This window comes from Azotosporobacter soli (assembly GCF_030542965.1).
Classification (GTDB): Bacteria; Bacillota; Negativicutes; order SG130; family SG130; genus Azotosporobacter; species Azotosporobacter soli.
The window spans coordinates 19,246-36,656 of the sequence record NZ_JAUAOA010000017.1 but is presented as its reverse complement, the minus strand read 5'-3'; the positions used below and the strand labels follow the sequence as shown (position 1 = coordinate 36,656).

At 54.0% G+C, this 17,411-nt stretch carries 20 protein-coding genes; all 20 read left to right on the top strand.

The window, feature by feature from the left end:
- The first annotated feature begins 32 nt into the window (after positions 1-32).
- The 20 genes from QTL79_RS13400 (at position 33) to QTL79_RS13305 (ending at position 17,324) form a co-directional block, all read left to right on the top strand.
- Entirely contained in the window at positions 33-1,256 is a 1,224-nt protein-coding gene (locus QTL79_RS13400) for a sensor histidine kinase (protein ID WP_346355477.1), read from the top strand.
- A gap of 18 nt (positions 1,257-1,274) precedes the next feature.
- A complete protein-coding gene (locus QTL79_RS13395; protein ID WP_346355476.1) occupies positions 1,275-2,936 on the top strand; it encodes a response regulator transcription factor in 1,662 nt (553 codons plus the stop codon).
- A gap of 282 nt (positions 2,937-3,218) precedes the next feature.
- Positions 3,219-3,560, top strand: a complete 342-nt coding sequence (gene eutS, locus QTL79_RS13390) for an ethanolamine utilization microcompartment protein EutS (RefSeq protein WP_346355475.1) — start codon at positions 3,219-3,221, stop codon at positions 3,558-3,560.
- A gap of 1 nt (position 3,561) precedes the next feature.
- Positions 3,562-4,005 (top strand): EutP/PduV family microcompartment system protein, encoded by a 444-nt coding sequence (locus QTL79_RS13385; protein WP_346355474.1) that lies wholly within the window; start codon positions 3,562-3,564, stop codon positions 4,003-4,005.
- Positions 4,002-4,277: an ethanolamine utilization microcompartment protein EutM gene (gene eutM, locus QTL79_RS13380; RefSeq protein WP_346355473.1), complete on the top strand. Its 276-nt coding sequence runs from the start codon at positions 4,002-4,004 to the stop codon at positions 4,275-4,277. Before QTL79_RS13385 ends, eutM (QTL79_RS13380) begins: the two co-directional genes overlap by 4 nt.
- A gap of 25 nt (positions 4,278-4,302) precedes the next feature.
- A complete protein-coding gene (gene pduB, locus QTL79_RS13375) occupies positions 4,303-5,085 on the top strand; it encodes a propanediol utilization microcompartment protein PduB (protein ID WP_346355472.1) in 783 nt (260 codons plus the stop codon).
- A gap of 21 nt (positions 5,086-5,106) precedes the next feature.
- Positions 5,107-6,777, top strand: coding sequence for a propanediol/glycerol family dehydratase large subunit (locus QTL79_RS13370; protein WP_346355471.1), 1,671 nt, complete (start codon positions 5,107-5,109; stop codon positions 6,775-6,777).
- A 23-nt stretch (positions 6,778-6,800) separates the two neighbouring features.
- Positions 6,801-7,439 (top strand): propanediol/glycerol family dehydratase medium subunit, encoded by a 639-nt coding sequence (locus QTL79_RS13365; RefSeq protein ID WP_346355470.1) that lies wholly within the window; start codon positions 6,801-6,803, stop codon positions 7,437-7,439.
- A gap of 22 nt (positions 7,440-7,461) precedes the next feature.
- Entirely contained in the window at positions 7,462-7,980 is a 519-nt protein-coding gene (locus tag QTL79_RS13360; RefSeq protein WP_346355469.1) for a diol dehydratase small subunit, read from the top strand.
- A 12-nt stretch (positions 7,981-7,992) separates the two neighbouring features.
- On the top strand, positions 7,993-9,816 hold the full coding sequence (locus QTL79_RS13355) for a diol dehydratase reactivase subunit alpha (protein WP_346355468.1): 1,824 nt from the start codon (positions 7,993-7,995) through the stop codon (positions 9,814-9,816).
- A gap of 5 nt (positions 9,817-9,821) precedes the next feature.
- On the top strand, positions 9,822-10,301 hold the full coding sequence (locus QTL79_RS13350; RefSeq protein ID WP_346355467.1) for a glycerol dehydratase reactivase beta/small subunit family protein: 480 nt from the start codon (positions 9,822-9,824) through the stop codon (positions 10,299-10,301).
- Positions 10,302-10,305: 4 nt separating this feature from the next.
- Positions 10,306-10,860, top strand: coding sequence for a BMC domain-containing protein (locus QTL79_RS17920; RefSeq protein ID WP_428845481.1), 555 nt, complete (start codon positions 10,306-10,308; stop codon positions 10,858-10,860).
- Positions 10,857-11,135 carry an ethanolamine utilization microcompartment protein EutM gene (gene eutM / locus QTL79_RS13340; protein ID WP_346355466.1) on the top strand — a complete coding sequence of 93 codons (279 nt, stop codon included), beginning with the start codon at positions 10,857-10,859 and terminating at the stop codon, positions 11,133-11,135. Before QTL79_RS17920 ends, eutM (QTL79_RS13340) begins: the two co-directional genes overlap by 4 nt.
- A 34-nt stretch (positions 11,136-11,169) precedes the next feature.
- The gene (pduL, locus tag QTL79_RS13335) at positions 11,170-11,829 is read left to right on the top strand and encodes a phosphate propanoyltransferase (protein WP_428845482.1); all 660 of its coding nucleotides are present in this window, start codon (positions 11,170-11,172) and stop codon (positions 11,827-11,829) included.
- Between the two features lies 1 nt (position 11,830).
- Positions 11,831-12,625, top strand: a complete 795-nt coding sequence (locus QTL79_RS13330) for a flavoprotein (protein ID WP_346355464.1) — start codon at positions 11,831-11,833, stop codon at positions 12,623-12,625.
- A gap of 35 nt (positions 12,626-12,660) precedes the next feature.
- Entirely contained in the window at positions 12,661-12,945 is a 285-nt protein-coding gene (locus tag QTL79_RS13325; protein WP_346355463.1) for a EutN/CcmL family microcompartment protein, read from the top strand.
- 5 nt (positions 12,946-12,950) lie between these two features.
- Positions 12,951-13,931, top strand: a complete 981-nt coding sequence (locus tag QTL79_RS13320; RefSeq protein WP_346355462.1) for a cob(I)yrinic acid a,c-diamide adenosyltransferase — start codon at positions 12,951-12,953, stop codon at positions 13,929-13,931.
- An 18-nt stretch (positions 13,932-13,949) separates the two neighbouring features.
- The gene (locus QTL79_RS13315) at positions 13,950-15,392 is read left to right on the top strand and encodes an aldehyde dehydrogenase family protein (RefSeq protein WP_346355461.1); all 1,443 of its coding nucleotides are present in this window, start codon (positions 13,950-13,952) and stop codon (positions 15,390-15,392) included.
- A gap of 18 nt (positions 15,393-15,410) precedes the next feature.
- Positions 15,411-16,754 carry a 4Fe-4S dicluster domain-containing protein gene (locus QTL79_RS13310; RefSeq protein WP_346355460.1) on the top strand — a complete coding sequence of 448 codons (1,344 nt, stop codon included), beginning with the start codon at positions 15,411-15,413 and terminating at the stop codon, positions 16,752-16,754.
- A gap of 18 nt (positions 16,755-16,772) precedes the next feature.
- A complete protein-coding gene (locus tag QTL79_RS13305) occupies positions 16,773-17,324 on the top strand; it encodes a BMC domain-containing protein (protein WP_346355459.1) in 552 nt (183 codons plus the stop codon).
- Positions 17,325-17,411 lie beyond the last annotated feature (87 nt).

Sequence of the window (17,411 nt, the reverse complement as noted above, 5' to 3'; positions counted from 1 at the left end):
CAAGAATAGCACACGCGAGGGAGTGATTTTCGGTGCGAGAAATCAGCCAGTTTGCGCTAGGAGACATTGTCAATACCGATGTACTGCAGGAGATTCAGGATAAGTTTTCTGAAACCACGGGCCTGGCCGCGGTCATTGTCGATCCGGAAGGAACGCCGATCACACGGACGAGCAATTTCACGCAACTTTGTCAGTACATCCGTTCAACGCCGAAAGGGATGGCGCGTTGTTCCGGCTGCGATGACAGCGGCGGACGCCGTTCCATCGACCTGCGAAAACCCATAGTCTATCGTTGCCATTCCGGCTTGACGGATCTGGCGGCGCCGATCATCGTGCAGGATCAGTATATCGGCGCGTTCCTGGCCGGACAGGTTGTCCTGTACCGCGAAGAGGGAGAAGACGTCAAAACGGAAATGTGCAAACGCGTCAGCGACCTGGAACTGGACGAAGCGGTGCTGAGCGAACTGTTCGACCGGGTCAGGGAAGTACAGGAGACGAATATCAAGGCGGCGGCCGATCTGATTTATATCATGGCCAATTATATAGTAGAGATCGGTGTGGCCAACATCGTACAGAAAAAACTGATGAAGGAATTGCAGGCCAAGGCGGAACTGGAAACGCTGCTGAAGGCGACGGAACTGAAGGCGCTACAGTCACAGGTCAATCCGCATTTTCTCTTTAACACGCTGAACACGATCGCCCGCTTGGCGATGCTCGAAGGCGCGACGCAGACGCAGGAAGTGGCGTATGCCTTATCGGATCTGTTGCGCAATAACCTGCGCGACATGGATCGTTTGCGGACCGTGGAGGAAGAGCTGAAATCAGTACAGGACTATCTGACGATCCAAAAAGTCCGCTTTGGCGAACGGATCCACTCTTCGATCCAGGTGGAACCGGAAATTTGGACGGCCAGGCTGCCGGCGTTGACATTGCAGCCGTTGGTGGAGAATGCGATCATTCATGGACTCGAGGGGCGGATCGAAGGCGGCGCGATTAAAATCAGCGGCCATTTGCGTGAGACGGACGTCTACCTGGAAATTAGCGACACCGGCGTCGGCGTAGAGGAAGGCAAGATTGCCGCGATTTTTCGCGAAGAAAAACGGCAGAAGAGCCAGGGGCAGACGACGGGCCTTGGCATCTTGAATGTACATAAACGAATCAAACATTATTTTGGCGGTCAATACGGCATCACGATGCAAAGTTGTCTCGGTAGCGGAACGACGATTGGCATTCGCCTGCCGTATCAGACGGAATAAAAAGGAGGGGTGAAGAGCGTGTATACGATACTGATTGTCGATGACGAACAGCTGGAGCGACAGGCCCTTCGCTTCATCATAGAAAAGCAGTGCCCGCAAATCAGAGTGGTCGGAGAAGCCGGCGACGGCGCCAATGCGATACGCCTGGCGGCCGAAAGCAAACCGGATATTGTTTTAATGGATATCCGTATGCCGGAGATGAACGGCTTGGAAGCGGCAAAAGGCATTCGCGCTTTGTTGCCGGGCGTTAATATTTTGATGCTAACCGCGTTCGACGAGTTCAGCTATGCCAAGCAGGCTCTTACGGTAGGTGCGATTGACTACTTATTGAAGCCGGTGCGCCCGGAAGAATTGCTGAAGGCGCTGGGAGTTGTCATGGATAAGATCGGCATCGATCGTTCGCGCCAGGAGGAAGAGGAACGGCTGCGACAGAGCGTGGAAGCGGCGCGTCCGTTCATTCAGATGTCGTTTGTCTATGATTTGATTTCCGGCAATATCGGCGGCAGCGCTACGTTCCAGGAACGTTCGCGTTTTCTTGGTCTGCGCGTCGATCCGCATCTGGCGCTGGTCGTCGATGTCGATGATTTCAAGAAGCTGACGGTTCATTCGAGCGAACTGGAAAAGCAGATGGTCAAGCAGAAGATTTATCAGGTGATCTGCCAGGCGGTCGGTGATCTGGCGATGGTGACGCCTTTCGGCAGCGACAATGTGATTATTTTGCTTGGCTTTGCCGAAACGGTGACGGCAGAGTTGGCAAAACAAAGCGCGAAGAAATTGGCGGCTACAATCAGAGAAACGATTCAGCGCAGTTTGAGTATCAGCATCACGGTTGGAATCGGACGTTATTATGAAGATTCGCGTGAAGTGCATAAATCGTATCATGAGGCGCTGAATGCGCAGCGCCAGCGTTTCTATCTTGGCGACAGTCAGATCATTCATATTGAAGATGTGCCGTTTTTGGGCGATGTGCCCTTTCATTATCCGTTCCAGCATGAGAGAGTTCTGCTGGACAAGGTACGTTGCGGCGATCGCAAGCAGGCAAAACAGGAATTGCGTAATTTATTGGAAGAAATTTTTGCGACGAAGACCAGCATCGAAACCGTAAAAGCGTGCGTCCTAGAACTGTTGATCGTGTTGTCGCGTTCGGCCGTGGAAGGCGGCGCTGATTTGGAACGATTGACGCTGCTGAATTTGGAATGCATCAGTTTGCTGAACCGATGTACGTCACGTAATGAAGTGGAGACCTGGCTCATCGGATCGCTCGATCAATTTCTTGACAATATGCTGGAGAATCGCAGCAGCATGAATACGCGCGTGATTAATAAAGCGTGCGAGTATATCGTGAAAAATTGCCAACGCAATCTGCCGCTGGAAGAGGTGGCGCAAACGGTTCATTTAAGTCCGTTTTATTTCAGTCGGCTCTTCAAACAGGAAAAAGGCTATAATTTTGTTGATTTCATGACGAAGGTTCGTTTGGATAAAGCGAAACGGATGCTGCAGGAACCGGATTATACCGTTGTTCGTATTGCTGCGGAAGTCGGCTACCAGGATGCCAGCTATTTTTGCCGCGTCTTCAGGCAAGCGATGAATATGACGCCGAATCAATACCGGGCGGAAAACCGTCGCGGCGAAACAATGTTGCAGGAACAAAAAGAACATGGCAAAAAGCTCACAACGTAAGCGCAAAAAGTACCAAGGAACGCAATTAACCATAACTGAAAACAGGGAAGTATGAAAAAGGACTGTGGAAACACAGTCCTTTTTTGCGTTTAGAGCAGAGTATAGTCTAAAGCGAAGCAAGGAAGTACCATGCGGATTTTGATGTAAAAAAATGTAAAAACAAAAGAACGAGAAGGGAACAAAGATGTCCGGTGGATAGGCAAGATATGCGCAAGGTAGATTGGCGAAAACAGCTAATTTTTATAAACGTCAGAATTATGGCAAAGATTGCGAGGGAGAAAGATGTCGCTGGAAAAGACTCGCGTGGTACAGGAATATGTACCAGGCAAACAGGTGACGCTGGCTCATCTGATTGCCAAACCGAAGCAGGAGCTCTGCGAAAAACTGGGCGTTGGCATCAGTCAAGCGATCGGCATCCTGACGATTACGCCATGTGAAGCCGCGATCATTGCCGCCGATGTCGCAACCAAGACGGCGGCCGTACAAATCGGTTTCATGGATCGGTTTACCGGTTCGGTCGTTATTGTGGGAACCGTGTCGGCTGTGGAAGAGGCTCTGAAGCAGGTACTCAGCCTGCTCTCGGAAGGACTCGGATTTACCGCGGCAAAGTTGACGAGGTCGTAAGATGGGCAAGATCATGTTGATTGGTCCGGTCGGAGCCGGAAAAACATCGCTGATTGCGACGCTGCAACAGGAAAAAAAGTCGATTGGCAAGACGTCCTGCATCGAATTTCATGACGGAGCCATCGACACGCCGGGAGAATATGCGCAAATTCCCCGTTATTATTCGGCTCTCTTGGTAACTGCGATGGAGGCGGCACTGATCCTTGTCGTGCAGGATGCGGCGGATGCTAAAGTAACGTTGCCGCCGGGTTTTGTCGGCATGTTTTCGCGGCCGGTCATCGGCGTAGTGACCAAGATTGACGTTCCCGGCGTTGACAAGGAACGGGCCAAAGCGCGTCTGGCGGAAGCGGGCGTTAAAGGCGACGTATTCTATGTGTCGGCTCATACCGGCGAAGGCGTCGAATCCTTATTGGATTATATTGCGGAAAGGGGGTGTACTGCATGAATGAAGCATTAGGCATGATTGAGACAAAAGGACTGGTCGGCGCGATTGAAGCAGCCGATGCCATGGTCAAAGCGGCCAACGTACAGTTGGTTGGCTATGAAAAAATAGGCTCCGGTCTGGTGACGGTGATGGTGCGAGGCGACGTGGGAGCGATTAAGGCTGCCACCGATGCCGGCGCTGCCGCTGCGAACAAAGTCGGTGAAGTCGTATCGACTCATGTCATTCCCCGTCCCCACAGTGATGTGGAGAAAATCCTTCCGGCATTGAAGTAGGCAATAATTTGGAGGTGTAAGTGTTATGCAAGAACAGTTAATCGACAAGGTGATGGATGAAATCAAAAAGCGTATGGAAAGCGGCGCTCCGGCCGAAGCAAAAACAGCTTGCCCGGTCAATCCTGGTCTTACCGAATTTGTCGGTACCGCAATCGGCGACACGATCGGTTTGGTAATTGCGAATGTGGATCCGATTCTGCATGAAAAGATGAAACTGGATCCTAAATATCGTTCTATCGGCATTCTCGGCGCACGTACCGGCGCTGGCCCGCACATCATGGCGGCAGACGAAGCTGTTAAGGCCACCAATACCGAAATCATCAGCATCGAACTGGCGCGCGATACTAAAGGCGGCGCGGGTCATGGCTGTCTGATTCTTTTCGGCGCGGAAGAAGTCTCCGATGCCCGTCGGGCGATTGAAGTGGCGCTGAAAGAACTGGATCGTACCTTTGGCGACGTATATGGCAACGATGCCGGCCATCTGGAACTGCAATACACTGCACGGGCCAGTTATGCAATTAACAAAGCGTTTGGCGCACCGCTCGGCAAAGCCTTCGGTTTGATTGTCGGCGCTCCGGCAGCGATTGGCGTTCTGATGTGCGATGTCGCGGTCAAGACAGCGAGCGTCGAAGTTTGCGGTTATGCCAGTCCGGCTGGCGGAACCAGCTTCTCGAACGAAGTTATTTTGATGATCACCGGCGATTCCGGCGCGGTTCGCCAGGCTGTATTGGCGGCTAAGGATACCGGCAAGAAATTGCTTGAGGCGATGGCCGGTCCGGCGCCGTCTGCAACCAAACCTTATATTTAATAGCAGGGAGGGGAGACAACCATGAAAAGACAGAAACGTTTTGAAGTATTAGCTGCCCGCCCTGTAAACCAGGACGGTTTCGTACAAGAGTGGCCGGAGGTCGGCCTGATTGCAATGGGAAGTCCGAACGATCCGACGCCGAGCGTTAAAGTACAAAACGGCAAGATCGTCGAAATGGACGGAATTCCGCGTGATAAATTTGACTTTATCGATCAGTTTATCGCCGATTATGCGATTGACGTGAACCTGACTGAAAAAGCGATGGCGATGGATACGCAAGAGATCGCCAAAATGATGGTCGACGTCAATGTGTCGCGTGAAGAAGTCGTCAAAGTATTTCGTGGTTTGACCGCAGCTAAGATTGCTGCAGTGCTCAATACGATGAACGTCGTTGAAATGATGATGGCGCTGCAGAAGATGCGGGCTCGTAAAGTTCCTTCTAACCAATGCCATATCACAAACGTCAATGACAATCCGGTACTGATTGCTGCTGACGGAGCGGAAGCGGCGCTGCGCGGCTTTGATGAAATGGAAACTACCGTCGCCGTCGTACGCTATGCACCGTTCAATGCGCTGTCGCTGATGATCGGCGCACAAGTCGGCCGCGCCGGCACGTTGATCCAATGCGCACTGGAAGAAGCCACTGAACTGGAACTCGGCATGCGCGGCATCACCGCCTATGCGGAAACCATCTCGGTATACGGCACAGAAAACGTATTCGTCGATGGTGATGACACTCCCTGGTCCAAAGCATTCTTGGCTTCCGCCTATGCTTCGCGCGGTCTGAAAATGCGTTTCACCTCCGGTTCCGGTTCGGAAGTCCAAATGGGCTATGCCGAAGGAAAATCGATGCTCTATTTGGAAATCCGCTGCATCATGATCACCCGCGGCGCTGGCGTACAAGGCCTGCAAAACGGATCGGTCAGCTGCATCGGCGTTCCGGCGGCGGTTCCGTCAGGCATTCGCGCCGTATTGGGTGAAAACCTGACGGCAGCGACACTGGATCTTGAAGTGGCTTCGAGTAACGACCAAACGTTTACCCATTCCGACATCCGTCGCACGGCACGCACGCTGATGCAAATGTTGCCTGGCACCGACTTTATCTGTTCCGGTTACGGCGGCATCCCGAACTATGACAACATGTTTGCCGGTTCGAACTGGGATGTTGACGACTATGACGACTGGAACATCATCCAGCGCGACCTGATGGTCGACGGTGGTTTGAAACCTGTCTCGGAAGAAGAAGTTATTTCGGTTCGTAATAAAGCAGCGCGCGCGTTGCAGGCCATTTATCGCGAACTCGGCTTCCCGGCGATCACCGACAAAGAAGTCGAAGCAGCTACGTATGCACACGGCAGCAAAGATATGCCGGGACGCAACGTGGTAGAAGACTTGAAAGCGGCGCAGGAAATGATGAGTCGCGGCATTACCGGCATCGATATCGTCAAAGCACTGGCTAAAGCCGGCTTTAGCGATCTGGCCAGCAATGTTCTGAATCTCTTGAAACAACGTATTTCCGGCGATTATCTCCATACCGCGGCGATTCTTGATAAAAACTTCAACGTAATCAGTGCGGTCAACTGCCGCAACGATTATCGCGGACCGGGCACCGGCTATCGCATGAGCAAGGAACGTTGGGATGAAATCAAAAACATCAGTCAGGCCATCAAACCGTCTGACTTCGATGTTTGAGACGGGGAAAGAGGTGTATTGTAATGGAAATTAACGAACAAATGATTCGTGAGATTGTCATGCAAGTAATGCAAGGGATGGAGCAACCGGCAAAAGCGAAAGCGGCTGTCAGCGGCCGTCCGATGACGCTGATTGAAAAAGGCGAAGCCAGACCGGGTACCCGTGCCGATGAAGTTGTCATTGCCCTCGCGCCGGCTTTTGCCAAATTCCAAAACAAAACCATCGTCGATATTCCCCATAGCGATGTGCTGCGTGAATTGATCGCCGGTATTGAAGAAGAAGGCATCCGTGCACGCGTCGTAAGAGTGTTGCGTACATCCGACGTCGATTTTGCCGCGCATGACGCGACGAAACTCAGCGGTTCCGGCATTGCGGTCGGCATCCAGTCGCGTGGTACGATGGTTATTCATCAAAAAGATCTGATGCCGCTTAGCAACTTGGAACTGTTCCCGCAATCGCCGCTTCTCGACTTGGAAGCGTATCGGGCGATCGGTCGTAATGCGGCCAAGTATGCCAAAGGCGAAAGCCCGACCCCGGTACCGACGCGTAATGACCAAATGGCCAGACCGAAATACCAGGCGAAAGCCGCTATCCTTCATATCAAAGAAACCGAGCACGTTGTGCCGGGTGCGAAGCCGATTGAAATCGAAGTTCAATTTTAAGTAGACGGAGGTGACTGCAAACATGTCTCAAGAAAAAATGGTGGAAGATATCGTACGTCAGGTGATGCAATCGATGATTCAAACACCGGGCAGCGCAGCCGCGTCTGCTCCGGCAGTCTCAGGGAAAGGTCTTGACCCGTTGCGCGACTATCCGATGGCGGAAAAACGTCCCGAACTTTTAAAATCCCCCAGCGGAAAAACATTGAGCGACATCACGCTTGATAACGTCGTCAGCGGCGCTATTAAGTCGGAAGACGTCAGAATCAGCCCGGAAACTTTGCGTATGCAGGCTGAAATCGCCGACGGAATCGGCCGCAACCAATTCGCCGATAATTTGCGCCGGGCTGCGGAACTGACTGCTATCCCCGATGCGCGTATTTTGGAAATTTATAACGCGTTGCGTCCTTATCGTTCGACGAAAGCGGAATTGTTCGCGATCGCTGATGAAATGGAAAACAAGTACAACGCAAAAATCAATGCCGCTTTTGTCCGGGAGGCTGCTGATGTGTACCAGCGCCGCAATCGTTTAAGAGCGGAGTAAGGTGTGACGCATATGCCTATCGTTGCAGGGGTGGATATTGGAAATTCTACGACAGAAGTGTGCCTGGCGGCTATGGAAAAGGGGCAGCCGCCCCGCTTTCTGGCCAGCAGTCTGGTAAAGACGACCGGCATCAAAGGCACGCTGGCTAATATACCGGGCATCATTCTTGCATTGGAAACGGCGTTGAAACAGGCAAAACTGAGTCTGCAGGAACTGGCGGAGATCCGTCTCAATGAGGCGACGCCGGTGATCGGCGATTTGGCGATGCAGACCATTACCGAGACGATCATCACCGAGTCGACCATGATCGGGCACAATCCTTCTACGCCGGGCGGCATCGGACTTGGCGTCGGCATGACGATTCCGTTTCACCGCTTGCCGCAGATTGCGGCTGGAGAAAAGATCATTTGCATCGTGCCGCGCGGCATCGATTTTGCCGATGCGGCGGCGGAATTGCGCAAAGCAATGGAACGCGGCGTTGATCTACAGGGCGCGATTGCCAGCCAGGATGATGCGGTACTGATCGTGAACCGGCTTGGCAAGGTGATTCCTGTGCTTGATGAAGTGACGTTTATCGACAAGGTACCGCTGGATATGCTCGCGGCAGTCGAAGTGGCCGAAGCCGGGCAGACGATCAAGACGTTGTCGAATCCGTACGGCATTGCGACTGTATTTGGCCTTTCTGCCGAAGAAACGAAAATGGTGGTGCCGATCGCACGTGCGCTGATCGGTAACCGTTCGGCCGTTGTCGTTAGGACGCCGCAGGGCGATGTCAAGGCGAGGACGATTCCAGCCGGCATGCTGACAGTGATTGGGCAAAAAGGCAAAGGCGAAATTGACGTCGAAGCCGGTGCGGCTAAAGTCATGGAAATGGTGGAACGTTTGCAGCCGGTCAATGATGTGCAGGGCGAAGCGGGTACGCATGTGAACGGTATGCTTGAACGCGTCCGCCAGGTGATGGGCGATTTGACGAGTCAGTCGATTGCAGAGATGAAGATTCAGGATGTGCTGGCGGTGGACACCTTTGTGCCGCAAAAGGTACAGGGCGGTTTAGCCGGTGAATTCGCACTGGAAAATGCGGTGGCTTTGGCGGCAATGGTGAAGACCAGTCGCTTGCCGATGCAACAGATTGCGGATCGGCTGCAAAGCGAACTGCATGTACATGTCGTGATCGCCGGCGTAGAAGCCAATATGGCGATTCAAGGCGCCTTAACGACGCCGGGAACCGACAAGCCTTTGGCGATTTTAGACATGGGCGGCGGTTCCACGGATGCAGCGATCGTGACGCGTGACGAACGTGTGCTGTCGATTCATCTCGGCGGCGCAGGAGACATGGTCACGATGCTGATCAATTCGGAATTGGGCTTGAACGATTTTGATCTGGCCGAGGATATTAAAAAATATCCGCTGGCCAAGGTAGAAAGTCTCTACCATATTCGACTGGAAGACGGCACGGTGCATTTTTATGAAAAGCATTTGCCGCCGCAAGTTTTTTCCCGGGTTGTGATTTTGAAAGAAGGCGGCATGATCCCTATTCCGATCGATCAGCCGCTGGACAGAATCCGTCATGTGCGACGGGAAGCGAAAAAGCGGGTCTTCGTGACAAACGCGCTGCGCTCTTTAGCCAGAGTTGCGCCGACCGGCAACATACGGCATATCGAATTTGTCGTATTGGTCGGCGGATCGGCGATGGACTTTGAAGTGGCGGATATGGTTAGCGACGCGCTGGCCGAGTACGGTATTGTTTGCGGCCGCGGCAACATCAGAGGCTGCGAGGGGCCGCGCAATGCGGTTGCCACCGGCCTGGTTCTGTCCTATCTTAGCGAAGAGGCGTGATGCAGATGAACGAACATGTTGCAGCAAAACCATGTGTTCATATCCGCCTGCTGACGCATTCAGGCTGGGAAGAAAAACTGCGTGAAGTACAGGCCGGATTGGAAGAGGAAGGGATCCCCTGGCGCGTGACGGCAGGCGATTGCGGCGAATTTGTCGCTCTTGGTCATCAAGGCGCAGAAGAGTCGCAGCTTGGCGTCGGCATCGGCATCGATGCGAGCGGTATGTGCATCCATTATCAGAAATTGCCGCAAGCCGAACCGCTCTTTTGTCTGCCGGAGGGCGGAGTAAAGGCGGAGTGGCGAAGGATTGGCTATAATGCGGCGCGACTTGTCAAAGGGATTCCGTTTAAGGACGAAGAGACTAGTGTGCTGAACCATAGTAATGAAACGGCATTGGCGCTAAGCGAAGAGTTGGCGTTAAAGCAGTTGATTGAAACGATTGTCAGCAAAGTAATAGCAGAAACGGGCAGGGCCATGGGGAGGTGAAAGCATGGTCAAAGACGCGTTGGGCCTGATCGAGGCGGTCGGCCTGACTGCGGCGGTGGAAGCTGCTGATGCGGCGGTAAAGGCTGCCAATGTCAAATTAGTAGGTTATGAACTCAGCAAAGGCGGCGGTCTGGTCGTGGTGAAACTGACCGGCGACGTCGGCGCGGTGAAAGCGGCGGTCGAAGCGGGCAAATCCGCTGCCGAAAAGGTAAACAAGGTTTGGGCTGTCCATGTTATTGCCCGGCCGCATCATGAACTGGAAAAGATCGTGATGACAAAAGAGACGGTGGGCTTGGCGGCAAAAAAAGAAGCGGTCGAAGCAGTGCAGGCGGTGGAAGCGTCGCCGGTCAGCGAACCTGCGGAACCGATGCAGGTCGAACTGACGGGCGAAGAGCTTCAGGAGCTGGACGCAGAGACGAGACTAGAGCTGCCGGAAGAGGACAAAGGGGAAATCACCTGCAATTTATGCGGTGATCCGAGATGTCCTCGCACCAAAGGCGAGCCGAAAGTGACATGCTTGTATTACGGGAAAACAAAAAAGGAGAGTGACGAAGAATGAGCGGAGATGCATTGGGAATGGTTGAAACAAAAGGGTTGGTAGGTGCGATCGAAGCAGCTGACGCGATGGTAAAGGCAGCGAATGTCACATTGGTCGGCTATGAAAAGATTGGTTCCGGATTGGTCACAGTGATGGTACGCGGCGATGTCGGCGCAGTAAAAGCGGCTACTGATACCGGTGCGGCTGCGGCACAACGGGTTGGCGAACTGGTTTCGATTCACGTGATTCCGCGCCCGCATAGCGATATCGAAAAGATTTTGCCGAAAAGTCTCTAAGAGGTAAAAATAGCTGGCATAGCGAGGTGCGATGATGGAAAAAGAACAGATTGATCAAATTACCCGGCACGTAGTGGCCATACTGGCCAAACTAGCGCCGGAAGGTGAAGCGGTCAAAACGATTCCGGTTGGCGTGTCCAACCGCCACATCCACCTCTCTGCCGAGCATATGGCCATTTTGTTTGGCTGCGGAGCTTCACTGACGCATCAAAAAGACCTCAAACAGGTCGGAGAATTTGCTGCGGCCGAGACGCTGACGCTGGTGGGGCCCAAAGGGGTTCTGCGCGGCGTCAGGGTGCTCGGGCCGATTCGCAACATTACCCAGGTTGAGATCTCACGGACGGACGGTTTTTCTCTCGGAGTGAAAGTTCCGGTCAGAGATTCCGGCGATCTGGAGGCTTCTCCTGGGATTGTGGTTGTCGGGCCTTGTGGGGCAGTTACGCTGAAACAAGGCGTGATATGCGCAGCCAGACATATTCATATGCATGACGATGACGCAAGAAACTTTGGGGTTTCGGACGGTCAGCGCGTAACGGTAGAGACGGATGGGGTGCGCGGCGCTCTGTTGAAAAACGTATTGGTACGGGTCAGTCCCAAATTTCGTCTGGAACTTCACATCGACACGGATGAAGCCAATGCACTAGGCGTTGGCAACGGCGACGAAGTAAACTTGCGTCGACGTGAGGAGGGATAGCGTGGGACAGGAAGAGCTGATCGCGAGAATCACTGCGGAAGTGATGAAACGCCTGGCGCAAGCTGAACCGGAAGTTGGATTAAAGCCAGCTGCCAAGGTATTGGCTCTCATTACCGGAGGTACAATCGGACTGGATACAGGCCTTGAACAATTGCAAGCGCTGCAGACGGCGGGGATGGAAATCAGCGTGGTTCTGTCGCAGGCGGCGGAACGCGTTGTCGGCAAAGAGCGCGTGCAAAAAGCCCTCGGCAGTCAGGTGCGCGTGATTACCGCAGATATGCCATTTCCCGGCAAGGAACTGCGCGAAGCGGCGCTTCTTATCGTACCGGTATTGACGCAAAATACGGCGGCAAAACTGGCACAGACCATCGCCGATGGACTGGCGCCGACCTTGATTATGCAAGCGCTGCTGATGGGGAAAGCGGTGGTAGCGGCTGCTAACGCCGCCGATCCTAAGGATGGCTGGCGAATTAAGGCGCAAATGGGAAAAGGAGCGCCTGCCTTGCAACAGGCATTGCGCATGAACTTAAAGCGACTGGACGAATTTGGTATGACGCTGGTCAAAGTGGAAGAGTTGGCGGCGCAGTGCTTTCAGCGCATTGGACTTGCAGCAGGCAGCTCGAACGAAGAAAATACGACAAAAACAATGAGCGGCAAGAAAGTTGTCGTCGACGCTGCGATGATTCAGGGTGTTGCGGCGACAGGACAACGGCAGCTCCGGCTTGCGCCGGGCGCATTGGTCACGCCGTTGGCGCGCGATATCGCACGCCAGCAGGGCGTGGAATTAATCGGCTAAACTACGAAGAACGCAACGGGATAGGAGCGATAAAAATGTGGGCAGGAACAGTAGTAGGAACGGTCGTTGCCACGCCGAAGGATGAAAGTCTGACCGGCAGCAAACTGCTATTGGTGCAGCCGATGCGTTTCGGCCAAGGCGGAAAAACCGAGCTGGTGGTAGCCGTCGATATGATCGGCGCAGGAACCGGCGAGCAGGTGCTGGTCGTTGCGGGAAGCTCCGCCCGGTGTGTTACGGGACGAGCGCAGTCTGCTGTCGATGCGGCCATTATCGGCATCATTGACAGCATCGAAGTGAATAACGCTTTGCTCGAGGGGTAATGCAGATGAAAGTGTATACGAAAACAGGTGACGATGGACAAACCAGTCTGTTGAGCAGGCAACGCATCGCGAAAGACGATGTGAGGGTAGAAGCCTACGGTACGGTCGATGAAGCCAATACCGCGATGGGATTGGCCAAATCGCTTTTAAAGCAGCAGTGGGCGGAGCCGATTATCCAGTCGCTGCAGGAAGAGTTAATCCAACTGAACGGCGATCTGGCGACCGATTTGAATTCGGATGTGGTGGCGCTGCGCATTGGCGACGGACACGTTGCGCGTTTGGAACGTCAGATTGATGCGCTGGAAGAAAAACGGATTCCACAAAGATATTTTGTCACGCCCGGCGGCTGTCCGGCCAGTGCCGCCCTTGATTTGGCGCGAACCATGGTCAGGCGGGCGGAACGGTGCGTCGTACGCTTGAAACGGACGGCTGAAATTCCCGCTGCGGTGTCATTATATTTAAATCGCTTGTCAGACTTGTTGTTTGTGCTGGCGCGCTGCGTCGAGCAGGACGAGATTGTTGCCGCGGCGACGGGGAAGATCATGACGGCGCTGCAAGCGACAGGGCAAAATGCAGGTGGTAAGGATGGGATGACGGTGCTGGATAGGGCAAAAAAGCTGCTTGCAGCTGCGGAATATAAAGCGCTTGAAATCGGTGTGCCGATGGTCATTGCCGTTGTCGATGACGGCGGAAATTTGGTAGCGCAGCAGAGGATGGACGGTGCGCTGCTGGCGAGTATTTCCTTGGCGCTTGACAAGGCGTATACCGCTGTCGCACTCAAACTGCCGACGGATCAGGCTGCGGCCGTCGTAACGCCCGGACGTGAACTGTTTGGACTGAATACGGCTGCTAACGGACGCTTCATTGTCTTTGGCGGCGGCTTTCCGATTGTTGAACGGGGCGTTGTCATCGGCGCAATCGGCGTAAGCGGCGGCTCGGTACAGGAAGATATGCTGGTGGCGAAAGCCGCGTTGGCAGCGTTGTGATTGGAAGGGGGAACTGGAATGAATATGGATAAGGATTTGATTGCAAAAATAACGGCTCAGGTTGTGGCGCAGATGAAAACCGGCGAGCAGCCTGTTTCCAGCGACGGCGCCGACGGGGTGTTTGAAACGGTTGACCAAGCGGTGGCGGCTGCACGTGTTGCCTATCAGCAACTGAGACAGCTGAGCAAAAGCCAGCGTGAAGTATTGGTTCAGGCAATTCGTGACGCTTCTAACGCGAACGCCGAATATATGGCTGAACAGGCCGTCAAAGAATCCGGCATGGGTCGGGTCTCAGATAAAATCATCAAAAATCATCTGGTGGCGCAAAGGACGCCAGGCACGGAAAATCTGACCAGCAGCTGCTGGAGCGGCGATAATGGGTTGACCGTTGTTGAGATGGGGCCGTACGGCGTCATCGGCGCGATCGCGCCGACAACCAATCCGACTGAGACGATCATTTGCAATGGCATTGGTATGATCGCAGCCGGCAACAGCGTATTTTTTAGCCCGCATCCGACGGCTAAGAATATTTCGATCTGGACGATTCAGCTCTTGAACCGTGCGATCGTCAAAGCGGGCGGACCGGCCAATCTGATGACGACGGTAGCCGATCCTTCGATTCAGGCGGCCAATGCGATGATGAAACATCCCGGCATCAATATGCTGGTGGCGACCGGCGGACCGGGCGTCGTCAAAGCAGTGATGTCATCGGGGAAAAAAGCGATTGGCGCTGGAGCGGGAAATCCGCCGGTCGTCGTCGACGAAACGGCGGATATCGCCAAAGCGGCGCGTGATATTGTTGCAGGCTGTTCGTTTGACAACAATCTGCCTTGTATTGCCGAGAAAGAAGTCATTGCGATCGGTTCGATCGCCGATCAGCTGATCGGTCATATGCAGCGTCATGGCGCTTACTTGGTTTCGGCCGCGCAAGTTGAGCAACTGATGCAGGTTGTGTTGACGACGCGGGAAGAAAAGATTGCCGAGGGGTGCACCGAACGCGTTCGCACCGTGTACGGCGTCAATAAGGATTATGTGGGCAAAGATGCAAAATATATCCTGTCAAAAATCGGTGTAGACGTGCCGGATAGCGTAAAGGTCGTGCTTTGCGAAACCGAAGCGGATCATCCGTTTGTATTGGAAGAACTGATGATGCCGGTATTGCCGATCGTACAGGTCAAGGATATTGACGCTGCGATCGAGCTGGCGGTAAAAGTGGAACACGGCAACCGTCATACGGCGATGATTCATTCGAAGAATGTCGACAACATGACGCGTTTGGCAAAAGCGATCGAAACGACGATCTTCGTTAAGAACGCACCGTCTTATGCCGGGATCGGCGTAGGCGGCGAAGGTTTTCCTACTTTCACGATCGCCGGACCTACCGGCGAGGGGCTGACCTGTGCCCGCACATTCACGCGCCAGCGGCGCTGCGTGTTGGTTGACGCGTTCTCAATTGTCTAGGAATGGGAGATGAAGATCGTGAGTGAAGAAATGCGGGGGCAAATTGTCGCAGCCGTCAAAGCGGCCGGCGTCGTCGGAGCCGGCGGAGCCGGATTTCCCACCCATGTCAAAATTGATGCCAGCGTCGACACCGTCATCGTCAATGGAGCAGAATGCGAGCCTCTCTTACGGGCCAACCAACATTTGATGGCGGCGGAAAGTCAGCGTCTCTTGCTGGGCTTAAAATCGGTAATGTTGGCGACAGGAGCGCGCAAGGGCTACATCGGCTTGAAGCAGAAATATGCGCAGGCGGTGGAAAAACTTAGTCAGGCGTTAGTTGAAGAAAAGGATCAGAAAATCGAACTGTTCTTCTTGCCGGATATTTATCCGGCAGGGGATGAACAGGTTCTCGTCTATGAAGTAACCGGACGCATCGTGCCGGAAGGCGGGATTCCGCTGCAGGTCGGCGTCGTTGTCGCCAACGTTGAAACGCTGATCAATGTTGCGCAAGCGTTGGAGGGAAAACCGGTTACGGATAAGTATCTGACGATTTGCGGCGCGGTTAAAAAGCCGGTTACGCTCAAATTGCCGGTCGGCATGCCGGTCGCGCAGGCTCTTGAACTGGCTGGCGGCGCGGCCTGTGCAGCCTACGAAGTGATTGACGGCGGCCCGATGATGGGGAAAATCATCGCGGCGGACGCGGTGATCACGAAGACGACGAGCGGACTGTTGGTGCTGCCGTCTGATCACTCCCTGATCCGTCAGAAACAAGCGCCCTGGCAGCAACTCGCCAACCGGGCGAAAGCAGTCTGCTGCAACTGTGTGGAATGTACGGACGTATGTCCGCGCAATTTGCTCGGACATCGTCTGCAGCCGCATCGCATCATGCAGGCGATTGGTCACGGCAATGTCAATGACTCTGCCGTTTTAAACACGGCCTTCCTTTGTTCCGAATGCGGCGCGTGCGACAGCTTTGGCTGTCCGATGGGCTTGTCGCCGCGACGGGTCAACGCCGAAGTGAAAAAGGAATTGGCGAAAAACGGCATAAAAAATCCGTTCCACGACGCTCCGGCGCAGGTGCGCGCCAATCGGAACTATCGCCAGATTCCGACAAAACGTTTGCTGGCCAGAATTGGCTTGTCAGCATATGAAGACAAAGCGCCGCTTAGCGACGTCGAATCCGGCGCAAAATTCGTCAAGATTCTACTGCGCCAGCACATCGGCGCTCCGGCGCAGGCGGTAGTGGAGGTTGGGGCAGTTGTCGCTAAAGGCGACTTGGTGGCGGCGATTCCGGGTGACGGCAAGATGGGCGTTAACATGCACGCCAGCATTGCCGGAAAGGTAGTGTCCGTTACGGATGGGATTACGATCCAAGCGTTGTAACAAAGCGGGGGTAAGAAGATGAAACGTGCCATCGGATTATTGGAACTGAAAAACATTACCCGGGGAATTTTGGCGGCCGACGCGATGTTGAAGGCGGCCAATGTGGAGATTGTCATGTCGCAGCCTCTTTGCCCCGGCAAATATGTGGTGATGGTGGCTGGCGATGTCGGCGCGGTGCAAAGTTCGGTACGCAGCGGCAAAGCGGCTGCCAAAGACGAGAATATCGTTGATGAATTTGTCCTGCCGAATATGCATGACAGCGTGTTCGCCGCATTGAGCGGTTGCAGTGAAGTGAAGGCCATTCATGCGCTTGGCGTCATTGAAACGTATTCGGTTGCGTCGGCGATCATTGCCGCCGATGTGGCGGCCAAGGCGGCGGCGGTAGAACTGCTCGACGTTCGTCTGGCGCGCGGCATGGGCGGCAAGGCAGTCGTAACGCTGACAGGGGACGTCGGTGCGGTGAACTCGGCGGTGCGTGCCGGCGGGCAGGCGATTGAAGCTGGCGGTTTCTTGATCGATACGCTGGTACTGGCTTCGCCGCATAAGGATCTGCATAGCGCGCTCTTTTAAAACAAGGATTGACGCTTAACACGAAGGCACGAAGAAAAAAGAATGGAAGAAGAGTTAATGTGAAATTCTTCGTGTCCTTCGCCATTT